General features: G+C 69.3%; 18 protein-coding genes and 3 pseudogenes. 13 read left to right on the forward strand and 8 right to left on the reverse strand.

What is annotated here, in order from left to right; all coding sequences use genetic code 11:
- The first annotated feature begins 314 nt into the window (after positions 1-314).
- The 9 genes and pseudogenes from infC to P8A20_RS30060 all read left to right on the forward strand — a co-directional run bounded on the left by infC (position 315) and on the right by P8A20_RS30060 (position 10,166).
- Positions 315-977, forward strand: a complete 663-nt coding sequence (gene infC, locus P8A20_RS30020; protein ID WP_147962761.1) for a translation initiation factor IF-3 — start codon at positions 315-317, stop codon at positions 975-977.
- A gap of 120 nt (positions 978-1,097) precedes the next feature.
- Positions 1,098-1,292, forward strand: coding sequence for a 50S ribosomal protein L35 (gene rpmI, locus P8A20_RS30025; protein WP_003970213.1), 195 nt, complete (start codon positions 1,098-1,100; stop codon positions 1,290-1,292).
- Between the two features lie 112 nt (positions 1,293-1,404).
- On the forward strand, positions 1,405-1,788 hold the full coding sequence (gene rplT, locus P8A20_RS30030) for a 50S ribosomal protein L20 (RefSeq protein ID WP_003970214.1): 384 nt from the start codon (positions 1,405-1,407) through the stop codon (positions 1,786-1,788).
- Positions 1,789-1,951: 163 nt separating this feature from the next.
- Positions 1,952-2,791, forward strand: coding sequence for a TrmH family RNA methyltransferase (locus P8A20_RS30035; RefSeq protein ID WP_147962250.1), 840 nt, complete (start codon positions 1,952-1,954; stop codon positions 2,789-2,791).
- Between the two features lie 140 nt (positions 2,792-2,931).
- Positions 2,932-4,086, forward strand: a complete 1,155-nt coding sequence (locus P8A20_RS30040) for a sensor histidine kinase (RefSeq protein WP_147962251.1) — start codon at positions 2,932-2,934, stop codon at positions 4,084-4,086.
- 114 nt (positions 4,087-4,200) lie between these two features.
- Positions 4,201-5,340, forward strand: coding sequence for a phenylalanine--tRNA ligase subunit alpha (gene pheS / locus P8A20_RS30045; protein WP_147962252.1), 1,140 nt, complete (start codon positions 4,201-4,203; stop codon positions 5,338-5,340).
- Positions 5,340-7,850, forward strand: coding sequence for a phenylalanine--tRNA ligase subunit beta (pheT, locus tag P8A20_RS30050; RefSeq protein WP_306104558.1), 2,511 nt, complete (start codon positions 5,340-5,342; stop codon positions 7,848-7,850). Before pheS ends, pheT begins: the two co-directional genes overlap by 1 nt.
- A gap of 358 nt (positions 7,851-8,208) precedes the next feature.
- A pseudogene (locus P8A20_RS30055) lies at positions 8,209-9,548 on the forward strand (NsdA family TPR-like regulatory protein).
- Between the two features lie 87 nt (positions 9,549-9,635).
- Positions 9,636-10,166, forward strand: a complete 531-nt coding sequence (locus P8A20_RS30060; protein ID WP_147962255.1) for an NUDIX domain-containing protein — start codon at positions 9,636-9,638, stop codon at positions 10,164-10,166.
- A gap of 61 nt (positions 10,167-10,227) precedes the next feature.
- Here the strand turns inward: P8A20_RS30060 and P8A20_RS38795 are convergent.
- The 8 genes and pseudogenes from P8A20_RS38795 to P8A20_RS30100 all read right to left on the reverse strand — a co-directional run.
- Positions 10,228-10,350 (reverse strand): annotated as a pseudogene (locus P8A20_RS38795) (3-hydroxyacyl-CoA dehydrogenase family protein); the annotation flags it as partial.
- An 89-nt stretch (positions 10,351-10,439) separates the two neighbouring features.
- Positions 10,440-11,711, reverse strand: a complete 1,272-nt coding sequence (locus tag P8A20_RS30070; RefSeq protein WP_306104559.1) for a tyrosine-type recombinase/integrase — start codon at positions 11,709-11,711, stop codon at positions 10,440-10,442.
- A 139-nt stretch (positions 11,712-11,850) separates the two neighbouring features.
- Entirely contained in the window at positions 11,851-12,372 is a 522-nt protein-coding gene (locus tag P8A20_RS38800) for a helix-turn-helix transcriptional regulator (RefSeq protein ID WP_371934418.1), read from the reverse strand.
- A 252-nt stretch (positions 12,373-12,624) separates the two neighbouring features.
- Positions 12,625-14,100, reverse strand: a complete 1,476-nt coding sequence (locus P8A20_RS30080) for an SAVED domain-containing protein (RefSeq protein ID WP_306104560.1) — start codon at positions 14,098-14,100, stop codon at positions 12,625-12,627.
- A 62-nt stretch (positions 14,101-14,162) separates the two neighbouring features.
- Complete coding sequence (locus P8A20_RS30085; RefSeq protein WP_306104561.1) at positions 14,163-14,669, reverse strand: Mov34/MPN/PAD-1 family protein; 507 nt, start codon at positions 14,667-14,669, stop codon at positions 14,163-14,165.
- Entirely contained in the window at positions 14,645-15,922 is a 1,278-nt protein-coding gene (locus tag P8A20_RS30090; RefSeq protein ID WP_306104562.1) for a HesA/MoeB/ThiF family protein, read from the reverse strand. Before P8A20_RS30090 ends, P8A20_RS30085 begins: the two co-directional genes overlap by 25 nt.
- A complete protein-coding gene (locus P8A20_RS30095) occupies positions 15,916-16,296 on the reverse strand; it encodes a hypothetical protein (RefSeq protein ID WP_306104563.1) in 381 nt (126 codons plus the stop codon). Before P8A20_RS30095 ends, P8A20_RS30090 begins: the two co-directional genes overlap by 7 nt.
- A gap of 233 nt (positions 16,297-16,529) precedes the next feature.
- Positions 16,530-17,528 carry a hypothetical protein gene (locus tag P8A20_RS30100; RefSeq protein WP_306104564.1) on the reverse strand — a complete coding sequence of 333 codons (999 nt, stop codon included), beginning with the start codon at positions 17,526-17,528 and terminating at the stop codon, positions 16,530-16,532.
- Positions 17,529-17,791: 263 nt separating this feature from the next.
- Between P8A20_RS30100 and P8A20_RS30105 the strand changes: the two are divergent.
- The 4 genes and pseudogenes from P8A20_RS30105 (at position 17,792) to P8A20_RS30120 (ending at position 23,222) form a co-directional block, all read left to right on the forward strand.
- Positions 17,792-19,209 (forward strand): annotated as a pseudogene (locus P8A20_RS30105) (TIGR04141 family sporadically distributed protein).
- 246 nt (positions 19,210-19,455) lie between these two features.
- Complete coding sequence (locus tag P8A20_RS30110) at positions 19,456-19,680, forward strand: hypothetical protein (RefSeq protein ID WP_306104565.1); 225 nt, start codon at positions 19,456-19,458, stop codon at positions 19,678-19,680.
- 221 nt (positions 19,681-19,901) lie between these two features.
- Complete coding sequence (locus P8A20_RS30115; RefSeq protein WP_306104566.1) at positions 19,902-22,481, forward strand: GmrSD restriction endonuclease domain-containing protein; 2,580 nt, start codon at positions 19,902-19,904, stop codon at positions 22,479-22,481.
- Between the two features lie 246 nt (positions 22,482-22,727).
- Complete coding sequence (locus tag P8A20_RS30120) at positions 22,728-23,222, forward strand: hypothetical protein (protein ID WP_306104567.1); 495 nt, start codon at positions 22,728-22,730, stop codon at positions 23,220-23,222.
- Positions 23,223-23,252: the final 30 nt, after the last annotated feature.

Raw genomic sequence — 23,252 nt, forward strand, 5'->3', positions numbered from 1 at the left:
GGCGGGCTGCTAACCTTGTGTAACGACCGGCCGGACACCTATGTGACCGGCCCACAAGTGGAGGCTCCGATCTCCCACCTGACCGTCCCCCGGGACGGCGGGTCACCGGTCAGGTGGCAGCCATCGTTCCGTACGGACGATGGGGCCGCCCGATTGCGCCCCGCGGTTGCACGCGGCGGTGCTCCGGTAGTTCCAGGAGCCCCGCCTGTGTCCCGTCCGGGGCATTTTTGGTTTCCCGGTTCGGTTGGTCTTTACACAAAAGACGTTACGCGGCTGTCCGCCAGGCGGTCGCGTGGTGCTACCGAGGAGGATCCATCAGCGCCGAGCCCCGCATCAACGACCGGATTCGCGTTCCCGAGGTGCGACTTGTCGGTCCCAGCGGCGAGCAGGTCGGGATTGTCCCGCTTGCCAAGGCCCTGGAGCTCGCACAGGAGTACGACCTCGACCTGGTCGAGGTGGCGGCGACAGCCCGTCCCCCCGTGTGCAAGCTCATGGACTACGGGAAGTTCAAGTACGAGTCGGCCATGAAGGCCCGTGAGGCGCGCAAGAACCAGGCGCACACGGTCATCAAGGAAATGAAGCTCCGGCCGAAGATCGACCCGCACGACTACGACACCAAGAAGGGTCACGTCGTCCGGTTCCTCAAGCAGGGGGACAAGGTCAAGATCACGATCATGTTCCGTGGTCGTGAGCAGTCCCGCCCCGAGCTGGGCTTCCGACTGCTCCAGCGTCTGGCTTCGGATGTCGAGGACCTCGGCTTCATCGAGTCGAACCCGAAGCAGGACGGCCGGAACATGATCATGGTTCTGGGCCCGCACAAGAAGAAGACCGAAGCAATGGCCGAAGCCCGTGAGGCCCAGGCCGCCCGCAAGGCGGAGCGTCAGGGACCGACCCCCGACGCCGAGCCCGAGGGTGACACCGCTGAGGCCCCGGCCGCAGCGGCCGAGGCTCCGGCCGAGACACCTTCCGAGGCGTGACCTCCGGGGGCAGCCATCCAGGCGCCCCCGGGCCCCTCGGAAACCACCCAAAGATCTGACGCCCCTGCAGTCCGGTGCCCGCACCGTGAGGGGCGCCACTGACGAGGAGATAACGGCGCGATGCCGAAGAACAAGACGCACAGCGGTGCCAGCAAGCGCTTCAAGATCACCGGCTCCGGCAAGGTGCTCCGCGAGAGGGCCGGCAAGCGCCACCTGCTCGAGCACAAGTCGTCCAAGAAGACCCGCTCGCTGACCGGCACGGTCGTCGTGGCTCCGGCCGACGCCAAGAAGATCAAGAAGCTTCTCGGCAAGTGAGGCGCTGCCTCCGGTGAACCCGGAGGCGCCCTCGATCCGACCGGGACCTATTCGTTTCCGGGTCTGGTGAGTCTGACTTCCGACCACCCGGCCCCGCTGCAAGGAGTTAAAAGTGGCACGCGTCAAGCGGGCAGTAAACGCCCACAAGAAGCGCCGGGCGATCCTCGAGGCCGCCAGCGGTTACCGCGGTCAGCGTTCGCGCCTGTACCGCAAGGCCAAGGAGCAGGTCACCCACTCCCTGGTCTACAACTACAACGACCGCAAGAAGCGCAAGGGCGACTTCCGTCAGCTCTGGATCCAGCGCATCAACGCGGCCGCCCGCCAGAACGGCATGACGTACAACCGCCTCATCCAGGGTCTGAAGGCCGCCAACATCGAGGTGGACCGCAAGATCCTGGCCGAGCTCGCGGTCAACGACGCCAACGCGTTCGCCGCCCTCGTCGAGGTCGCCCAGAAGGCCCTCCCGAGCGACGTCAACGCCCCGAAGGCCGCCTGATCCAGGCCGCACTTCCGAGCGTCCCAGCGCTCTGAGCCGGACCCGCAGGCGCATGCCGTCTGCGGGTCCGGTGCGTTGCACCACGTGTCGCGTACGTAGTCAGCCGTACGCGGAGAAACGTACGCAGAAAAGCTGACTTACGCAGAGAGGCTCGCCGCCGACCATGGGCACCCCCGAACTGATCTCCGCGCGATCGCCGCGAATCGCCGCCGCACGCCGGCTGGCCAGGCGTAACTTCCGCGGCAAGGAGCGCAGGTTCATCGCCGAGGGGCCGCAGGCCGTGCGGGAGGCCGCCGCGCACCGGGGCGGCGACGGCGAGCCCACCCTCACCGAGCTCTTCGCCACCGTCGAGGCGGCCGACCGGTACACCGACATCGTCGAAGCCGCCCGTGCCGCCGGCGCCCGTGTGCACCTCGCGGACGGCGACGTGCTCGCCGACGTCTCCCAGACCGTCACGCCCCAGGGCCTGATCGGCGTCTGCCGCTTCCTGGACTCGCCGTTCGAGGAGATCCTCGCGGCGAAGCCCACCCTGGTCGCCGTCCTCGCCCACGTACGTGACCCCGGCAACGCCGGCACGGTGCTGCGCTGCGCGGACGCCGCCGGGGCTGACGCCGTCGTGCTCACCGACGCCTCCGTCGACCTCTACAACCCGAAGTCGGTCCGGGCCTCCGTCGGCTCGCTCTTCCACCTGCCGGTGGCCGTCGGCGTACCCGTGGAGGAGGCCGTGCGGGGACTCCGGGGCGCCGGGGTGCGCATCCTGGCCGCCGACGGCGCGGGCGAGGACGACCTCGACGACGAGCTCGACGCGGGCACCATGGGCGGGCCCACCGCCTGGGTGTTCGGCAACGAGGCCTGGGGCCTCCCGGAGGAGACACGCGCCCTGGCCGACGCCGTGGTCCGCGTCCCGATCCACGGCAGGGCCGAGAGCCTCAACCTCGCCACCGCCGCCGCGGTGTGTCTCTACGCCTCCGCACGGGCCCAGCGCCCGCGCCGCGCGGACTGATCCCCGCCGGCGCCCCACCGATCGATACGGGCCACACCCCGCCGGTGCCCGGCCGGAGGGTGTCGCCCGGCTGCTGACGCCTAGTAGGGTGACGAACTCGGGGGCCCACTGCACCGGTTCGAGAGGTGGGGTACGGGAAGATGGCTGTCGGCATGAGCAGGCCGCGAGCGACACACACGGCCGCCGTGCGCGCCCTCTCCGACGACGCCGGCGTGAGCCGAGCCGTCGGGGACCCCGCGACGGGCATCGACCCGGACGATCTGCCCGACGGTCTCGTCGTCGCCGACGAGAACGGCGAGGTCATCTGCTTCAACACGGCAGCCGCCCGGATCACCGCCACGCCCAGGGAGTCCGCGCTCGGCGCCTCCATCGGGCAGGCACTGCCCCTGGAGGACCTCAAAGGACGCCGCTGGTGGGATCTGACCGACCCCTACGGCGGCCTCGCCACCCGGGTCGGCCAGCCGGAGCGCAACCTGCTGCTCCCCGGCGGCCGTGAGGTCCTGGTCTCCGCCCGGTACGTCCGCGAGAGCCCCACCGGCCCGGTCAGGCGGCTCGTCGTGTCCCTGCGCGGCACCGAGGCCCGCCGTCGCACCGAGCTCAGCCACGCCGAGCTGATCGCCACCGTCGCCCACGAGCTGCGCTCCCCGCTGACCTCGGTCAAGGGCTTCACCGCCACGCTCCTGGCCAAGTGGGAACGCTTCACCGACGACCAGAAGCGGCTGATGCTGGAGACCGTCGACGCGGACGCCAACCGGGTCACCCGGCTGATCGCCGAGCTGCTCGACATCTCCAGGATCGACTCCGGCCGGCTCGAACTGCGCCGCCAGCCCGTGGACATCTCCGCCGCCGTCGAGCGCCACGTCCAGGCGCACACCGCGAACGGCCAGTCCCCCGACCGCTTCCTCGTCCGCACCCGGCAGCCGCTGCCCGCGCTCTGGGCCGATCCGGACAAGGTCGACCAGGTGCTCGGCAACCTCCTCGAAAACGCGGTGCGCCACGGCGAGGGAACCGTCACCATTGAGATCGCCCCTGCGCCCGCACCGGCGAAGAGCGACGAGAGCGGAACGGCGGTCACCGTGAGCGACGAAGGCCCCGGCATCCCCGAGGAGTCGATGGGCCGCGTCTTCACCCGCTTCTGGCGGGGCAGCAAGCGCGGCGGCACCGGCCTGGGCCTCTACATCGTCAAGGGCATCGTCGAGGCCCACGGCGGGACCATCACGGTCGACCGCGCACCCGGCGGCGGCGCCGAATTCCGATTTATCCTGCCCGTGAGCGCGCCCGCCTACCTGGCGTGAGCGGCCCACGGGCTTCCCCGCCCCCCGGCGGCCCGTAGACTCGACTTTTGGCACCTTTGCGTCCTCAGTCGTCCAACCAGGGTCGCCACCAGCCAATCGGAAGCACGGGAAGAGATGTCGGCACCGAACAAGTCGTACGACCCAGTCGAGGTCGAGGCACTGAAACCGGAAGAGATCGAGCGCATGCGGGACGAGGCGTTCGCCGCCTTCGCCGCCGCCGGCGACCTCGACGCGCTCGCCCAGGCGAAGACCGCGCACACCGGTGGTACCTCGCCCCTGTCGCTCGCCAACCGCGAGATCGGCGCCCTGCCGCCGCAGGCCAAGGCCGAGGCGGGCAAGCGCGTGGGCCAGGCCCGCGGCGCCGTCTCCAAGGCGCTGGCCGCCCGCCAGGCCGAGCTGGAGGCCGAGCGTGACGCCCGGGTGCTGGTCGAGGAGGCGGTGGACGTCACCCTGCCCTACGACCGCACCCCGGCCGGAGCGCGGCACCCCCTGACGACCATCATGGAGCGCGTCGCCGACGTCTTCGTCGCCATGGGCTACGAGATCGCCGAGGGGCCCGAGGTCGAGGCGGAGTGGTTCAACTTCGACGCCCTGAACTTCGTGCCGGACCACCCGGCGCGGCAGATGCAGGACACCTTCTTCGTGCAGGGCACCACGCCCGACGGGAAGCCGACCGAGGGCGACGAGTCCGGTGTCGTGCTGCGTACGCACACCTCGCCCGTCCAGGCCCGTTCGCTGCTCAGCCGCAAGCCCCCCGTCTACGTGGTCTGCCCCGGCAGGGTCTACCGCACCGACGAGCTCGACGCCACGCACACCCCGGTCTTCCACCAGATCGAGCTGCTCGCGGTCGACGAGGGCCTCACCATGGCCGACCTCAAGGGCACCCTCGACCACATGGTCCAGGCGCTCTTCGGCCCGGACATGAAGACCCGGCTGCGGCCGAACTTCTTCCCGTTCACCGAGCCGTCCGCCGAGATGGACATGGTCTGCTACGTCTGCCGCGGCGAGTCCGTCGGCAACCCGGACCGCCCCTGCCGCACCTGCGGCAGCGAGGGCTGGATCGAGCTCGGCGGCTGCGGCATGGTCAACCCGAAGGTGCTCGTCGCCTGCGGTGTGGACCCCGAGAAGTACAGCGGATTCGCCTTCGGGTTCGGCATCGAGCGGATGCTGATGTTCCGCCACAACGTAGAGGACATGCGAGACATGGTCGAGGGTGACGTCCGGTTCACCCGGCCGTTCGGGATGGAGATCTGATGCGCGTCCCGCTTTCCTGGCTGCGGGAATACGTCGACCTGCCGGCGACGGAGACCGGCCGCGACGTACAGGCCCGGCTCGTCTCCGTCGGCCTCGAGGTCGAGACCGTCGAGCAGACCGGCGCCGGGCTCAAGGGCCCCCTGGTCGTCGGAGAGGTCCTGACCATCGAGGAGCTGGAGGGCTTCAAGAAGCCCATCCGCTTCTGCACCGTCGACGTCGGCACCGCCAACGGCACCGGCGAGCCGCAGGAGATCGTCTGCGGCGCCCGTAACTTCGCCGTCGGCGACAAGGTCGTCGTGGTCCTCCCGGGCGCCGTGCTGCCCGGTGACTTCGCGATCGCCGCGCGCAAGACGTACGGCAGGACGTCGCACGGCATGATCTGCTCGACCGACGAGCTGGGCATGGGCGACGACGGCACGCACGGCATCATCGTGCTGCCGCCGGAGTACGAGCCCGGCACCGACGCGATCGAGCTCCTGGAGCTCGTCGACGAGGTCCTCGACATCGCCGTCACCCCGGACCGGGGCTACTGCCTCTCGATGCGCGGGGTCGCCCGCGAGACCGCCATCGCGTACGGGCTCCCGCTGCGCGACCCGGCGCTCCTGGACGTGCCCCCGCCCAACGCGCACGGCTACCCGGTGAAGGTGTCCGACCCGATCGGGTGCGGCAACTTCACCGCGCGTACGGTCACCGGCCTGCAGCCCGAGGCGCGCTCCCCGATCTGGATGCAGCGCAGGCTGCAGAAGGCCGGGATGCGCACCGTCTCGCTCGCCGTCGACATCACCAACTACGTGATGCTGGAACTCGGCCAGCCGCTGCACGCCTACGACCGCTCCCGTGTCACGGGGACGATCGGGGTGCGCCGCGCCCAGCAGGGCGAGAAGCTCACCACGCTCGACGGTGCCAAGCGCGTCCTGGACTCCCAGGACCTGGTCATCACCGACGACCGCGGGCCGATCGGCCTCGCGGGCGTCATGGGCGGCGCCGACACCGAGATCGCCGACCACGCCGAGGACACCGGGACCACCGAGGTCGTCATCGAGGCCGCGCACTTCGACGCGATCGCCATCGCCCGGACCGCGCGCCGGCACAAGCTGAGCTCCGAGGCGTCCAAGCGCTTCGAGCGCGGCGTCGACCCGCAGGCCGCCGCCGCTGCCGCGCAGCGCACGGTCGACCTGCTGGTCCTCCTCGCGGGCGGCACGGCCAAGGCCGGCGTCACGGAGATCACCGCCCCGTCCGCACCCCGCACCATCGCGATGCCGGCGAACCACCCCGACCGGGTGGCGGGTGTCGCGTACGGCCGCGAGACCGTCGTACGCCGCCTCCAGCAGGTCGGCTGCGACGTCTACGGGCAGGACGAGCTGATCGTCACGGTGCCGTCCTGGCGCCCCGACCTCGCCGAGCCGAACGACCTGGCCGAAGAGGTCATCCGGCTGGAGGGGTACGAGAACCTCCCGTCCACCCTGCCGACGCCGCCGTCCGGACGCGGACTCACCGACCGCCAGCGGCTGCACCGCCGCGTAGGCAGGGCCCTCGCCGGTTCCGGTTACGTGGAGGCGCTCAGCTACCCGTTCATCGGCGACGCCGTCCTGGACCAGCTCGGTCTGGAGAAGGACGACGCGCGACGCCGCACGGTCACCCTCGTCAACCCGATCTCCGACGAGGAGCCCGCGCTGCGCACCACGCTGCTGCCGGGCCTGCTCGGCGCACTGCGGCGCAACGACGGCCGGGGCAGCCACGACCTGGCACTCTTCGAGACAGGGCTGGTCTTCAGGCCCACCGGTGAGGAGACCGAAGCCGTACGGCTGCCTGTCGACCGCCGCCCCACCGACGAGGAGATCGCCGGGCTGGACGCGGCGCTCCCGCGTCAGCCGCGCCGCGCCGCCGTCGTCCTCGCGGGCGCCCGCGAGCAGGCCGGCTGGTGGGGCAAGGGCCGCCCCGCAGACTGGGCGGACTCCGTCGAGGCCGCACGCGTCATCGCCCGTGAGGCGGGCGTCGAGGTCACGGTCCGCGCCGACAGGCACGCACCGTGGCACCCCGGCCGCTGCGCCGCGCTGTACGTCACCGTCGACGGCGTGGAGACACTCTTCGGACACGCGGGCGAACTGCACCCGCGGGTCGTCAAGGAGCTCCACCTGCCCGAGCGGACCTGCGCCATGGAGGTCGAGCTCGACGTCATGGAGCAGGCCGTCGACGGCGCGCTCCAGGCGCCCCGCATCTCCACCTTCCCGGTGGCCACCCAGGACGTCGCACTCGTCGTCGACTCGGGTGTTCCTTCCGACGCGGTCGAGAGCGCACTCCGCGAGGGGGCCGGTGACCTGCTGGAATCGCTGCGGCTGTTCGACGTCTTCACCGGCGAGCAGATCGGCGAGGGCAGGAAGTCCCTGGCGTACGCGCTGCGGTTCCGTGCCCCGGACCGCACGCTGACCGTGGAGGAGGCCTCCGCGGCCCGTGACACCGCGGTCGCCCTGGCGGCCGAGCGCACCGGCGCGGTGTTGCGCGGCGCGTAGCACCGAGAGCGGTGAGGAGGGGCGTATCCGGCCACCGGATACGCCCCTCCTGTTCTCGCGGGACGGCCGTGGGACCGCGGACGGTCACCGCTGCCATCGGGACAGCGGGCCGTGCGGTCCGGCGCCGCACGCCCTGCCACGGAGTGTCGGGCAGGCCGGCAGGACGAACGGCGCGGGGCGGGTCGTCGAACTGTACGAGGGGGAGCCGACGACCCGGCCGCCTCTTGCGAGGCACTTATTCAAGCGAGCGGCGTACCGGCGCGGCAGAGCGCACAGCCGGACGGTTCGGGCATTCCGTTCACACCCCGTGTGAATCGTGCTCCACTAGGCTCATTGCGACACGCACCATGGGGGGGCGATGGAGCCCAATGTCCTGCTCGAATCCCTGATCGACGAGGCGGGTGTGTCCCGCGCGGGGCTCGCCGGTCATGTCAACCAGGCCGGCCGCACCCGCGGGCTGTGCCTGCGCTACGAACACACGGCGGTGTCCCGCTGGCTCAAGGGGCAGCGCCCGCGCGGCCAGGTCCCCGACCTGATCTGCGAGGTACTCGCCCGCCGACTCGACCGGTCCGTCACGCTGGACGACATCGGCATGGGGGTCGCGGGGCTGCACACGGCCGCCCGGGGCGCCGGCCTCCCCGGGTTCGTCGAGCACGCGACCGCCCTGTGGCGCTCCGACGAACAACAGCGACCGCACCTCGCCACCGCGCCCGCCGTCTCGGGCACCACGGCCGTGATGCCGGTCTGGGAGTGGGAGAACCCTCCCGAGGACGCCGATGTCTCCCGTCCCGGGCCGCCCCGCGTGAGCCTGGCCGACATAGCGATGCTCCGCGCGGCCCGCGCGCACTACGAGCAGATGTACCGGAAGGCCGGCGGCATCGCGACCAAGTCCCGCATCGTCGGCTTCCTCAACGCCGAGACCGCCCCGCTCCTGCGCGGCGGGTACAGCGACGCCACGGGCCGCCAGCTGCACCGCGCGGCCGCCGGTCTGGTTGCCGTCGCGGGTATCTGCGCCTACGACTCCGACGCCCACGGGCTCGCCCAGCGCTACTTCCACCAGGCCCTGCGCCTGGCCAAGGCCAGCGGGGACCGGGGCCTCGGCGCCTATGTGATCGCCCTGCTGGTCAACCAGTCGCTGCACCTGGCCGAGTTCCGCCGCTCCGTGGCCTTCGCCGAGGCGGCGCTGAGGGCGGCCGGCCCGCACATCACCCCGGCGCTGGCCACCGATCTCCACGCGATGCAGGCGAAGGCCTACGCGGAGCTGGGTGATCACCGCGGCGCCCTGGAGTGCATCAGCCGCGCCGAGGCCGAGGCCGGCCGTATCGGCAGCGGCGACGAACCGGACGAGACGGGGTACGTCCAGCCCGGCCTGGTCAACATCCAGGTCGCCGAGGCGCTGCTGTGTCTCGGCGACCTCGCCGCCGCCAGGGAGCACGCGGCGGCGGCCGTACGCTCCCCCGCGCACGATCGCGGAACCGTGCACCGGCTCGCCACGCTGACCCGCCTCGAACTGCTCCAGGGAGAGGCGGACAGAGCGGCCCGCACGGCCTCGGAGATGGCCGAACGTGCCCGCGGCGTGGAGTCCCAGCGGCTCCGGGCCGGCTGCGCACCGTGCGGGAGCATCTGGTCGCAAGCGGAAGCGCCGACGCCGCGGCAGCGGCCGTACTCATCGAAGGGGCGCTGCGCGTGCCTCTGTGAGCCTCGGCCCGGGGGCCTTCACGCGTTCCGCTGCGAAGCCGACCCTGCTCCGATGTTGCCATCGACCAGTCGGAAGGTGGCAGAACTGTGCAGTGGACGAACCTGAACGAACAGACCGTGTACGAGAATCCCTGGTTCCGGGTCAACCTGGCGGACGTCGTTCTCCCCGACGGCCGGCATCTGGACCACTTCCTCATCCGGCTCCGGCCCGTCGCCGCGGCCACCGTGGTCAACGAGGCCAACGAGGTACTGCTCCTGTGGCGGCACCGGTTCATCACCGACAGCTGGGGCTGGGAACTCGCCGCGGGGGTGGTCGAGGACGGCGAGGACATCGCCGCCGCGGCGGCGCGGGAGATGGAGGAGGAGACGGGCTGGCGCCCCGGCGAACTGCGGCCCCTGATGACCGTGGAACCGGCCAACGGACTGGTGGACGCCCGGCACCACCTCTTCTGGTCCAGGGAGGCGACGTACACCGGCCATCCCGCGGACGACTTCGAGTCCTCGCGCCGCGAGTGGGTCCCGCTGAAACTCGTGCCGGACATGATCGCGCGCGGTGAGGTACCGGCCGCCAACATGGCCGCCGCTCTGCTCATGCTCCACCACACGCAACTGGGGTGACGGCTCGTAGCTCCGTCGGGCGGGCCGGGCGAGTCGCCCTGCCCGCCCGACGGCAGGACGGTCAGTCGTACGGGTAGAAGCCCGACCCCGTCTTCCGGCCCAGCCGGCCCGCGTCCACCATCCGCTGGAGCAGCGGGGGAGCGGCGTACAGGGGCTCCTTGTACTCGGCGTACAACTGGTCGGCGTTGCGCGTAGCCCTGTGACCTGCGGTTTCGTCGGTTGTGTGGCGGCTTTGGCGGCGCCAGGGACTTCTCGGGGACTTTCGATCCTGCATCACACGAGCCACGTATCCATCGCGGCTAGTCCGCGCTTGCCCGCACCCGGCATGAAGTGAGCGTAGTAGTCCAGCGTGACCTTCGGGGAGGAGTGCCCCAACCAGGTAGCCACGCTCACGATGGACTCGCCGGCCTCCAACTGCACACTCGCGAACGTGTGGCGCAGGACATGGAACATGTCCGGCCGTGAGCGCTCGTAGACGGGGTGGAGGCGGACGCGGTTACCGTAACTCTCCGCCTTCTCGCCGACCTGGCGCAGAACCCCTGCGGCTACGAGAGCGGGTTTCCAGCTGCGCTCGTTCCAAGTCCCGGGATTGATCCGAAGCCCGTGGGAGGTGCTCAGCACGAGTCGCAGGGTGATCGGCTTGCGCTGACGCTCTTCCAACTCGGTCGCCGGCGTCTCAGGATTACGCCACGGCAGGGTGCACTCGACCGGCGGGAAGAGCTGGAAGTGGAGCTGGACGCGGCGGGCGAGGTTCGGCGGAAGGGGAACATCACGGGTCTTTCGGCCCTTGGGGAGGCAGAAGTACGGCCGCCCTTTCCCGTCCCAGCGGAGTTGGCGCCGTACGTGGACCACCTCCGCCCTGAAGTCGAAGTCCTCTTCCGCGAGGCCGAGCGCCTCGCCTTGGCGAACTCCGAGTGCGAGCCCGAGGTCCACGGCGATCCGGTACCGCTCCTGTAGTCCGTCCCGCACCGCGTCGACCGTGGTTCGAGACCACGCCTTCGCCTTCCTACCGACCGGCTTGGGCCGCTTGATCGATCGGTGGGCAGCGACGGGGCTCTTCAGCAGGCGCTTGTCATCAACCGCGGCATTCAGGATGGTGGTGAGGTGTATCCATATGATCTCGGCGGAAGACTCCTCGACTCGAGAGAGCAAGTCGGCCCTGAACCGGCGAAGGGCCGAGGCGTCGATCTCACGCAGAGGATACGAGCCGAGCAGGGGAATCAGGTGGTTCCAGATCCGGCTCCGCATGGGACCCGCAGTTGACGGCTCATCCGTTCGGCTAGGCCACCAGTGGTCGGCGATGTAATCGGCGAGCAAGATGGCACCACTCCGTGGGTCGACGAAGTCGCCCCTGCTGGAGTCTGTCTGCGCCTCAGCGAGCCAGCGCTTGGCATCTTCGCTTGTGTCGAAGGACCTGTCCTGGATACCAGGAATGCCCTTGACACGGTACCGCTTTCCCTTCCCCCAGATGGAAGTGCGCTCTCGCTTGCCGGTCGTCTTGTCCGGCCTCTTCTTGAGCCAACGATCCTCGATGTAGCCCGCCATGGGGGCCTCCTGCCTGTGCGAATGATGCGTTCCGGGTGCTTGACGGTGTTGGGAACGCTTCTTCGCGACAGGTCATATCCCGCTGTGGCAGGTGGAATTGATGTCGGGTTGGTGTCGATGCTCTGTGCTGCTGTGGACGTCACGATGTGCGACGCGAGGGCTTGCGGTTCAGTGGATTCAAGGCAGGATTCGATCGCGAGTCCGCCCTTTCCTGTCGGTCCACCCATTCGTCAAGCGTGGAGATCCTGTACATCACGCGTCGGCCCATCTGGAAGCTGGGCGGCCCTTGCCGGCGATGGCGCCACACGTAAAGGGTGTTGGGAGAGATACCGAGATACGCCGCGGCCTTGTCCAACGTGAGGAATGCTATTTCGGGCATTCGGGCCTTACTCTCGTCCATGGTGTGCTCCTGCCTGTCGAATCGACGTTTACAAGAGTCCCTGACGAGTCGCGATTTGGGAGAACCGCGCTGGCGTGATAGGCGAGGGTCTCGTATTTCTGGTTCGGCAACGTTCACATGCCGTGCCCAGGCGCCGAGCAAAGTCCCGCCCAGCACCGCTGCGTCTGGACCCCGGCGAGCGCCGTCAGCGTTCGCCCCGTAACCGGTGTCCGCGACCAGTACCGTGTGCCGCAGGCTGCCCGCCCCGAGTTCGTCGAGCATGTCCAGCGTGAGCTGCTACTTCGACCGGTGATGCTATTGATCGGAGCCTCGGCACCGGGCCCGCCTCTCGGAGGCTTCGGCCCGTCCCAGCTATCAGGCAGGAACAGTTGCCAGGACAGCGTGCACGTCTCCGTGTCAGAAGCGGCGAGGACACCGAGCCCCGACGACGTCATGAACTGCTGTAACTACTGATGATCAACACCCAGGCGTCCGGCAGTGGAGCTGGTGCCGCTTTGCTGCCCCGTCGTGCAGTCAGGCTTGAACGAAGAAGGCTGGCTCATATACCTGTGCCGTGCTGACGTCTTCGTACACCACGGTGGGGCGCAGCCGGTTCCAGCGGTGGCCGAGGAGGAGGGCGAGTCCCATGGGGCAGGCGAGGAAGAGGTGGATCCGGGAAGTTGCGTGGCTGGGACGGCGCAGGGCATCGCGGACTCCGACAGCGAGGGCGTTGGCGGCGGGGCTATCGAGGACCGAGCGGTCCTTGGGTCCGGCTGGTGGTGTGAGGATGAGAAGTCTGGATGCGGGGATGTTCTGTCCTTCGAGGTATTCGAGGACGTCCTGGGTGAAGTGTTGTTCCTTGACCGTGACGTTGACGCCGACGGCGAGGTCTTCGCCTTGACCGATGTCGTATTCCTTGACGGCGGGGTCGCATTCGGTGTCGTAGGTGTCACGGGTGGACCATAGGTCTCCGCGCTGGAGAACGGCGAGGTCTGCTCCGGTGACCATGCGGAAGGCCGTGCCGGTCAGGAAGGCGGGGGCGAGGCGGAGGCTTCCTGACACGGAGATGTTGGTGCGGCCGGGCAGGCGGGCGGGGGCTGCCTCGATGTCGTCCTGGAGTTGTGCCCAGGTGGCTGGTGCGAGCGGGCGGCGTTTGGTGTATGCGGAGTCGGTTTCGAACCGGTCGATCCAGTTGATGGTGTGGTCGGCTTCGGAGGCGATCGGGTCGGGTTTGAGGGTGGCGATCGAGAGGATCGCATAAGCGGGCCCCGTCTTGAGGTCGAGACTTTCGACGGCTGTCTTGACCATGTCGAGGGTGAGGGTGCGGTGGCCGTCGCGGACCTGCTGGGCGACCCAGTTGGCGCCCTCGTCGACGGCGTGCCTGTCGTTGCGGAGACCGCAGACGGCCATCAGGAGCTGCAACTGCTCCTGTACGTGCTGTAGTTCTCGGGACAGGTCGAAGCGCAGGCGGGAGAGGAGATCGTGGAGTTCGCTCTCGCTCAGGCCGGCGTTCTGAGCCCAGCGAGTTCGTGCCTTGCCAGTTTCCGCGCGTGCGGTTCCATGAGCCGCCTTGGGCAGGAGGAGCTGAGTGCGGGCGTCCCGCACGGCGATGAGGGGGTCGTTGGGGTCTGGGGCCCGGTTGGTGATGATCGCAAGGTCGGCATCGGTGCCGTCGGCGGTGAGAGTGCGCCATGTCGTGGCGATCTTCTTCAGGATCGATGGGCCGCCGGTGGGGCTCGGTTTGGTGAGGTAGTCCTCGTTGACGGGTGTGGTGTTGCTGACGGTGTATTTGACCTGGGCGTATGTGTGGGGCGGGGTACGGCGTAGCAGGACGACGTCGTCGAGGTTGCCTGCGTCGTCGGCTTCGACGCCGACGGAGACGACGGGGTTGGCGGTGTGAATGGCGTTTTCGCGCAGGAGAGTGAGGCAGCCGGTCCAGGCGATGAGCCACTGGTAGTGGTCGCCGGTGATTCTGACGCTGGTGGGGCTCGGCGCGGGCAGGGGTTCCATGGTCACTCTCCGGGGGCGAGGGGTGTGGAGGCTGCTGTGAGAATCGGGCCGTCGTTCCGCCGTTACCGATGCCGCGGCTGACGCGGCAGGTCGTGCACGGCGACCTGGGTGATCGTGTTGTTGTGGCAGGTCCAGGCGGCCATGTCCCGGTGCGGTCCTCGGGGGCCGAGGATGACGGCGATGAAGCTGTGGAAGGCAAGTTCGGGGTCGTTGAGGAGTTGGTGGTAGGTAGTTGCGTCGCGAGGGCTGGGGACGGGGCGGCTGGTGGGGTGGGTGTGCCATTCGCCGATCCAGACGCTGTGGTCCTGGGCGTGTGCCTGGTCGGCCAGGGTCTGGGCGTGGGCCAGGTCGCGAAGGAAGTAGGTGGGGGTTTGAATCGCTTCGGGTCCGGGGGTTCCGGCGTGCTGGACGGTCACCGTGTCGTGGACGTGGTGTCCCAGCAGGATGCCTCCGGTTTCCCTGGTTCTGTCGGCGGTTCGAAGTTCGTCAGTGATGACGCGCAGGGCCTCCTGGGTGAGGTGTACAGCGGTGACGGGGCGCGGGGTCATGGGGTTTCGCAGGTGGGGCATCCGGGGCGTGGTGGTGTGGCGGGGAGCCATCGGGTTTCGCCGGTTCGGTTGAGGTCGAAGGGTGGTGCGCAGTCGGGCTGCCGGCGCAGGCTGATGAGGCCGTGTTCGCCGGGCAGCCGCTGGTCGGGGTGCCCGAGGCGTTCCAGGAGCGTGGCGATGGCGGTCTTGGCTGCGAGATGGGCGACGAGGTGGAGGTCGGGACCGACCGCGGTCATCGGCCGGTGTCGTGTGCCGGTGCCGTATCCGGCGTCGAGAGCGGGTTCGGGGTCGATGCCGCCGTGCTCGGCGAGTGCCTGGCGCCTGCAGGTGAGGCATCCGTGCTGGGGCCAGGGTCTCAGCCGCAGGATTTCGCCCAGGGCGCCGTCCTGCAGGACGCAGGCCATGACAGCGGGGATTCCTGCGCGGCGGGCGAGGTGTCCGGTGACGCGGCGGGCGGCAACGCCGTCGGCCGTGCAGAGGACAAGGTCGCTTTGAGGAAGCAGCGTTCTGATCCGGTCGGCGTCGTCGATGACGTCGAGGACCAAAGGGGTGACTGTGGTGTCCGGGCGGAGGTCGGTGAGTTCCTCGGCGAGAGCTGTGACTTTGGAGCGGCCGACGTGGCGGCGACTGGTGGTGTGGCGTACGAGGTTGTGCCAGGAGAGCCGGTCGGGGTCGACGAGGGTGAGGTGTCCGATGCCGTAGCCGGCGAGAGCGTGCGCGGTGGCGGATCCGATGCTGCCGGCGCCGACGAGCATGACATGTGCTGTTTGGAGGTCCCTGACGGGCCAGTGGTCCTGGATTTGGCTGATGCCGGTGGTCGACGGCTCGACGAGACAGTTGAGGGGGTACGCGCCGTCGCGCCCGACACGCCAGGCGACGATGTCGGGCGCGTTGTGGTCGGGGAAGGCATCTGTGAGGTTGGGCGCGTAGGTCAGAGCCAGGTACGGGGTGGTGCCGGGCTTCTTGTAGCCGCTGGTGAGGTGCTCCTGGAATACGGACAGAGGCACCCGTGTACCCAGTCGGCCGCTCACCTGGCGCCAGTAGACGTGCAGTACAGGGGCCACGCGGTACCAGTATCCGGAAGCGCGTACGTCGCCGGTGGCCGCGATCAGGTTCTGGCCTGGCGAGGTGTTGACGGGGAAGGTCGCGCCGTCGCGGGTGGAGACTCCCCGGATGACGGCCAGGTCCTCGTGGTTGCCGCGCAGCGTCATCCCGCCCCAGGGGCCGGCCTGGCGGATGGTGGCTGCGGCGTGGTGAGGGACGAGGATCAGCACAAGGGTCCACCCCCGGCGTCCGAGTGGTCCGGTGCTGTGTCGGGCGGGGCCGTCAGGCTGGCGTGGGCAGGCCCAGCGGCGGGCGGCCGGGTGAGGAGGTGGTCGAAGCGGTCGTCCTCGACGATGCCGCAGTCGGACATCTGCGTGATGGCCTCGTGCTTCATCAGCGCGTACTCCACTTTCCACCCTGCGGCCTTCAAGAGCAGGTCGACGACAGATTCGCGGCCCGTCCACAGTGCGTCGGCGCGCAGGAGACACAGGGTGCGGTCGCCGTTGACATGCCAGCGTGACTGCGTCCACTCGGCCGGCTCGGGAACCGGGTCGAGAGGCCAGATGTACGGCGGCACCATGGGATAGGCCTGCCGGTAGGCCATCACTACATGGAGCCCTGTGCTTCCTGTCCAATCGGTGAGGTGTGCGGGCTGGGGCCGGTTGAACGGCCACAGAGGCAGCGTGCCGTGCCAGCTCCCGGCACCATCGCCGTCGTAGGCAAGGTCGGGGAAGGCGGTGGTGATCTCGCGCTGGTCCCGCTCGAAACGGTGTGGCTCACAAGCCCACCACGTGACGGGGGCCGGCTGAGAGGACCGCTGAGGGCCGGGGGCGGTCGTCATCCCTGGGGGGCGTCTTTGATCGGCCGAGGAGTGATGAGCGCGGGCGTGCCAGTGATCAGGGCCGGGGCCCCGGTCACTGGGTTCGCGGGCTTGGTCGGCGCGGCGGGAGCGGGGAAGGAATCGCCCAGGATCTCCTGCCACAGTCGCAGGGCCTGATCGGTCTCACCAGCTGCGGCGGCCGCGCACGCCCGGTCGGCGAGCTCGGCGGCGTCGGCAAGGGCGGCCTGCAGACCGTCGTAGTCGAGGTCGGGTTGGATCTCACCGCACAGCTCGGCCGGGTCCTTCACGCGCTCGTTGACGCGTGCTGCCGAGGCGGTGAAGAAGGCGCGCAGTGCGCTGGGCCGGTTACCGGATGTTGGCATGCAGTCGAGAGCGAGGACTTCGATGACGAGCGACTTGATCCGTCCTGTGACGGCGACGTCGTGGCGCCACTGCTTCAGGACGCGGACCAGTGGGCGGAAGTGCTCCCAGTCTCGCTGGCGATCGGCCACGAGGTCGATCAGGTGTTCCGGGTCGGCGGGCACCCAGTTCTGGGTGAGCTTCTCGGGGATGAGGAGGGTGCCGTCGGCCTGGCGGAGAGCCGGCATCACGTCGACGGTGAAGCCGTTCTCGTCGTCGGGGTCGTCGAGGAAGCACTTGACCGCGTGGTTCCTCGGCAGCGCCAGCCGGACTTCGTTGCCGTGGCTGCCGTTGGTCTTGCCCAGCAGCCGGTTGACCTGGCCACGGGCGTGGTCCAGGGCGTCCTCGGCGCTGAGACCGGCAGTACCCCAGTCGGGGTGCTGGGTGGTGTCGTAGACGGCGATGATGTCGACGTCGTTGATCGGCTTGAGCTGAGTGCTGCGGCGGAGCGAACCCGAGCCGAACGCCTCGGTGACATCGGGCTCGCTGATCAGCGCCCTCTTGAACAGATCGCGCCGCTCCCGGGCGAGCCGGGTCTGGCCCACGTCCTCGTTGACACTTCTCTGGAACTCGTCAAACGCTTCGTCGATCCGCATGGTGCCTCCTCGATCTTGCGTGTCCGGCCCTGGTTCCACACCGAGTTCGGCCGCCTGGTGGGGCAGGCTTCGTCCGTGTTCGGGAGGCATCGGGCAGCTGTCAGCCAGCGTAGACGCCGCCACTGACAACGCTCCGCGGAGAAGCTCTTGCGGGACGTGACGTGCTTGCGGGGGTGCCGGACATCCCTCACGCGGAGAGGTCACACGGGCCCGAGGCTGTACGTCGCACCGCCGCCTTGCTGCTGCTCGCCGTCGACGGCCAGGTGTACGCCATCGGCTGTGACCAGGGGTACCGGCTCATCCCCGAGCGGCTCAAGGACAAGCGGTTCGGCCTGTCCTTCGCGATCCGGGAGATCGACCCGACCCTCGTCCGCGGTGCCGTCTCCGGAATTCTCGGTCAGGCTCGTACGGACATCTCCCTTGTTCCCAACGGTGCTCCCGTGCCCACGCTCGGCCTCGGCGACCACACCCGGATCGTGCGCAGTCTCGGCGGCTACCTCAACGACGCCCCGCTCACGCGGACCCTCAAGGGCAGGGCCGGAGGATTCACTGTGCTGGGCGGCTGCGGACTGCGCCTGCCCCTTGGAGTCGAGCCGGCGGACCTGGTCTCCGACATCCGCCAGCTCGCCCGCGCCTGCACCTGCACCGAACGCCTGCCGCATCAGGACCTCGAGTTCGTCGAGCACATCATCCCGGTCAAGGACGTGACCGTCCTCACCGAGCTCGAGCGGCGCTGGACGACCAGCTTGGCCTGCCCGCCGACGGCCGTATCGCCGAGACCGTGCCCTTCGACCACCTGCGCAACGACGCGGAGGCCGCCACCTACCGCACGCGGATCAACAGCGACGGGAGCTTCGAGTCGGACGCGTTCGACCTCGGCTACGTGCTCGGCCGCGTCCGGTATCTCCCCTCCGGGAGCCGCCTCGAAGCCCTCAAGTCCGGCACCGTCAAGCTCCTTCGGGAGCGCCGCAGGCGGAGCGCGCCGGACGACGTGATCGCCACCGTCGGAACCCTGCGCTGGATCGAGGCCACCGTCTCCCTCGGCTCCCACGTGTTCTGCCTGCTGGACGGCGAGTGGTACGAGTTCGGGGCCTCGTACCTCGCCTCCCTCCACACCGAGGTGCAGCGGCTGTTCGCTCCCGTTCCTTCTGTCGTCCTGCCGGCCTGGCCTCGCGGAATGTCGGAGACGCCCTACAACAAGAAGACGGCCCGGACCGTCGGTTGGGAAGACTGGGTCGTGCTCGACTGCAAGACCATTCCCAACCCGGCGAAGTCCAGCGACCAGATCGAGATCTGCGACTTCCTCACGCAGGACGACACGCTCGTCCTCGTCAAGCAGGCCCGTGGCTCCGGTGCCCTCAGCCACCTCTACAACCAGGCCCGGGTAGCCGTCGAGGTTCTGTACGACTCCGCGGTCGCCCGCGCGCACTTCGCCCAGCGCGTTCGCACCGCGAGCGACGGCCGGCGCACGCTGCCCGACGACTTCCTCCCCAAGCGCCTCGTCCTCGCCATCCACCTGAAGACCGGAGCGAAACTCACCCCTGATTCCCTCTTCGGTTTCTCCCAGATCACCCTCGCTCAGACCGCGAAGGCGCTGGCCGCGCGCGGCGTCTCGCTTGAGGTCGTGGGCATCAGCGCGGCCGGGTCGGCCGCTGACGGCGGTCTTGCCGACGCCGCGTAGGTAGGCAGTGCCCCGGGGATCTACCCGACGGCAGACCGCGCCCTGGCGGAAGGTGACAGCCCGCCGTTGCAAGAACCACAGACCGGCCTCTTACAGCTCCCTGCATAGGCCCCGGGATCCCCAGCGGAACCGTAGCCGGACGGAGTGATCGCGGCCTCGGCGAGGCCCTTCACGCTCGACGACCGTAGACCCTGAGCCCGTAAGCCCGGCGTGCCGGGCGTCGGCTCAATGAGAGGAAGAACGCCGATGAAGACCACAGACCAGCACGCAGTGGACACCGACATGGACGCGGTGCTGTTCACCGCCCGACTGGCCACTGTCGGAGTCTTGCTCCTGGCCGCGCTGTGCGCATCCCGCGAGACCAGCGAACGCGCATTCCGGCTGCTGGACTTGATGAAGGACAACCCCGAGCTCCCGCAACCGGCGCCCGCGCCTTCGGCCCGGCGCCGCGCCCAGCAGGGAGGGCGCTGACGGACCATCCCCCGTCCCTTCCAGCGCAGAGCCGGGGACCGACCTATCGCGCGACCACGACGCCCGAGCCCTGCTCGTCGCCGCTCCCACGTCTCGTTGCCCGATCTCGATCGTTTTGCGGAAGAGCGTTGGTGGCACGCCCTATTGTCGGTCCTCCAGGCACCATTGTGCGGGGCGTATGGGTGCGGGGTCGAGGGAATCCAAGGGGAGCGGGAACCACTGTGCAGGCCAAAGAGACGCTGTTCGCCGACCTCGTGCAGGGGCGGGCTCAACAGTTCCAGGTGCCGCTCTACCAGCGGACGTACTCCTGGACAGAGAAACAACTGGCTCAGCTGTGGAGCGACATCCTCGATCAGGTGGACCTGCTGGAGACCAGGGAGAAAGCGAGCGCGCACTTCCTCGGCTCCGTGGTGCTGGCCCCGTCCCCGCAGAACGAGGCGACGTTCCCTCGCTGGCTGGTGGTCGACGGCCAGCAGCGGTTGACCACGATCTCCCTCGCACTCGCCGCCATCCGGGACCACCTCGCCCAGAGCCGGCCGGACGAGGCCGAGCGGATCGACGAGGAATACCTGATCAACAAGCGGAAGAACGAGAACGACCGGTTCCGCCTCCTGCCCACCCAGGCCGACCGGCCGCACTACGCCGCGCACATCCGCGGCACCCACGAGTGGCAGGCGGCGGGGGACAACGTGTCGGTCGCCTACCGCTTCTTCCGCCGCAAGCTCGTCGAGGCGGAGGACCCCGTCGACCCGCAGGACGTCCTCCGGATCGAGCAGGCGATCACCTCCCGGCTCACCCTGGTTGCGGTGACCGCCGAGGCCGGTGACAACGTTCACCGCATCTTCGAGTCCCTCAACAACACCGGCCTCAAGCTCAGCCAGGCCGACCTGTTGCGCAACTACCTCTTCATGCGGCTGCCGACCCGTGGCGAACTGGTATACGAGACGTACTGGCTGCCGCTCCAGGCCAGCCTGAGCAACAAAGAGCTCGAACAGCTCATGTGGCTGCAGCTTGTGCTTGACGGCGACGACCGGGTCCGCCGCCAGGACCTGTACGCGGCTCAGCAACACCGCTTCGAGCAGACCGAGGTCAGAGAGGCGGACATCGAGGCGTACGTGAAGGAACTGCACCGGCGGTCCATGCACTTCCGCAGGGTGGTCCGCCCCGACGAGGAAGGCGATCCGGCCGTCCGTGCCCACCTTCGCCGACTCGACGCCTGGGAGGCCGCCGCCACGTACCCGGCGCTCATGCTGCTGCTCGACCGGCGCGAACGCGGAGAGACCGACTCGGCGGAGACGGCCCGCGCCCTGTCGTACATCGAGAGCTTCCTGGTACGCCGCACCGTGTGTCGCGTACCACCGAACAACCTCAACCGGATCTTCCAGTCGGTGCCCGCCCAGCTCCCGCTGGACGTCCCCGTCGCCGACGGCCTGCGCCAGCTCCTCTCCGCCAGCAACCGCTACTGGCCCGACGACGACGAACTGCGCGAGAAGTTCAGGACCGCGCCCTTCTACCTGTACGGCCGGCCGGAGCAGCGCAAACTGGTCCTCCAGCGGCTGGAGGAGAGCTACGACCACCCCGAGCCTGTGGACTTCGCCGCCGCGAAACTCTCCATCGAGCACGTCCTGCCGCAGTCGGCGGGCGACGACTGGCTCCAAGTTCTCGCCGAGGACGCCATCGACGGCGAGACCCCACAGGACGTGCACGCCCGACTCCAGCACACCCTGGGCAACCTGACCCTCACCGCTCAGAACTCCGAGCTCTCCAACCACCCCTTCGACCGCAAGCAGGACCTGCTGCACAGCAGCCACCTGGAGATGAACCGCCGCATCGCCGCCACCGACCGCTGGGGTGCCCGCGAGATCGGCGCCCGTGCCGACGAGTTGGCCGAACGGGCGCTCGCGCTCTGGCCGTCCCCGCTGCGCGGGGTGGGCCGAGCCGAGCGGAGCCGCGACTGGCAGCTCGTCCACCAGGTCCTCGCCGCCCTGCCGCACGGCACCTGGACCTCGTACGGCGACCTCGCCGCGTACATCGGCTCCGGCGCCCAGGCGGTGGGCAACCACCTCGCCCAGACCGCAGGCGTCGTGCAGGCCTACCGCGTCCTCAATGCGGAGGGGCGGATCGCCGACGGCTTCCGCTGGGCCGGCCCGCAGCCGGAGGGCGAGGACGTACGGGCGCGACTGAACGCCGACGGCATCCACTTCACCCAGACCGGGGCTGCGGACCCCGCCCAACGACTGACCAGCAGTGACCTGGCACTGCTGCTGGCCGACCCCGACCAGGAGCAGTCTTCGGAGGGCGCGGTGGCGGCGGGGCGCGACGGAGCGGAGCCAGAGGAAGAAACCCGGGCCGAGCGGTTCTTCCGCCAGCTCGCCGCGGACGACACCCCCGAGACCGTGGGCGCGGTGCGTACTCTCCTCGCCCGGTGGGAGGAGCTGGGCGGCTGGGTCGGCTATGGGGCCGGCCAGGTCACCACCAGCGCCTTCCTGATGCTGGGTGCGGCAGGTCTCCCCGGCGCCGGGATCTGGCCGCTGGTGCTCTACCCCGGCGGCGGACGCGGTGGTTCGGCGGAGGTGGTCTTCCAGTACCTCGCCACCCGCGAGCCCTTCACCGACCGCCCGCTGCGTGCGGAGCTCCTCGGCCGCGTCAACGGCTTGGACGGCGTCGACATTCCGGAGGGGAAGCTGGACTTGCGTCCCAACTTCCGGTTGGCCTTGCTGGAGAAGGACGGCAACCGCGACGCGCTGGCCGAGACCCTGACCTGGTTCCGGGACCGCTGGATCGGCAGGGACATGTCCTGAGCTCTGAATCCGGCCCCGGGACTGGTGGGCTCGCATGTTGAGGTGTCGCGTATTCGAGCTGAGATGCGGAGCTCTATCTCTGTGCGTCGACCATTCATGCGGGGCCCTGGACTCGAACCCGCTCCTACGTCGCCAGAGGGAGATCATCTGGCTCCGTATGAAGCGCTACGACGCAAACGGCAAGGTCAGAAGCAGTATGGGCACATTCCGCTGATCGTCCGCGGGGTTGACCTCGACGATGACGGGATGGCCGAGCAGCTCGCTGTTCGCCTGGCCGATTTCGCGTGGCACGCGACCGGGGAACAGGTAGTCGCCACGTTCTTCACCACGTCGTCCGATCCAGTGGCTGCGGTTGCGGCCGCAGCAGTCCGCATCGGACGCGTGCTGCCACAGGCCTCTGTAGAGCGCGTCGACGAGCAGTTCGTCTCGCTTGCCGACATCGCCGCGCGGGCCGGCCTGAGCCATGAAGCTGTGAGCCTGTGGGCAGCAGGGAAGAGGCGTACCCAGGGTGAACCGTTCCCGGCTCCCCGTGCCCAGGTGGGTCAGGGGCGGACTGCCACCAAGATCTGGAGCTGGCCGGAAGTTCTCGTGTGGTTCGAGGCCCACTACTCCCTCGACCTCGAGCCCGACACGGCCTATCTCACGCCGCAGCAAGTGGCACGTCTCAACGCTCTTCTTCAGGAGAGTGGGCAGGGGTGCTGGCGACCTTTGGCAACGGTCAGCGGCACACGCACGCTCTGAATTCCCCTGCAGTCACGGTCTTCACGCTGC

Source organism: Streptomyces sp. Alt3 (genome assembly GCF_030719215.1).
In the GTDB taxonomy this organism is placed as follows: Bacteria; Actinomycetota; Actinomycetes; order Streptomycetales; family Streptomycetaceae; genus Streptomyces; species Streptomyces glycanivorans.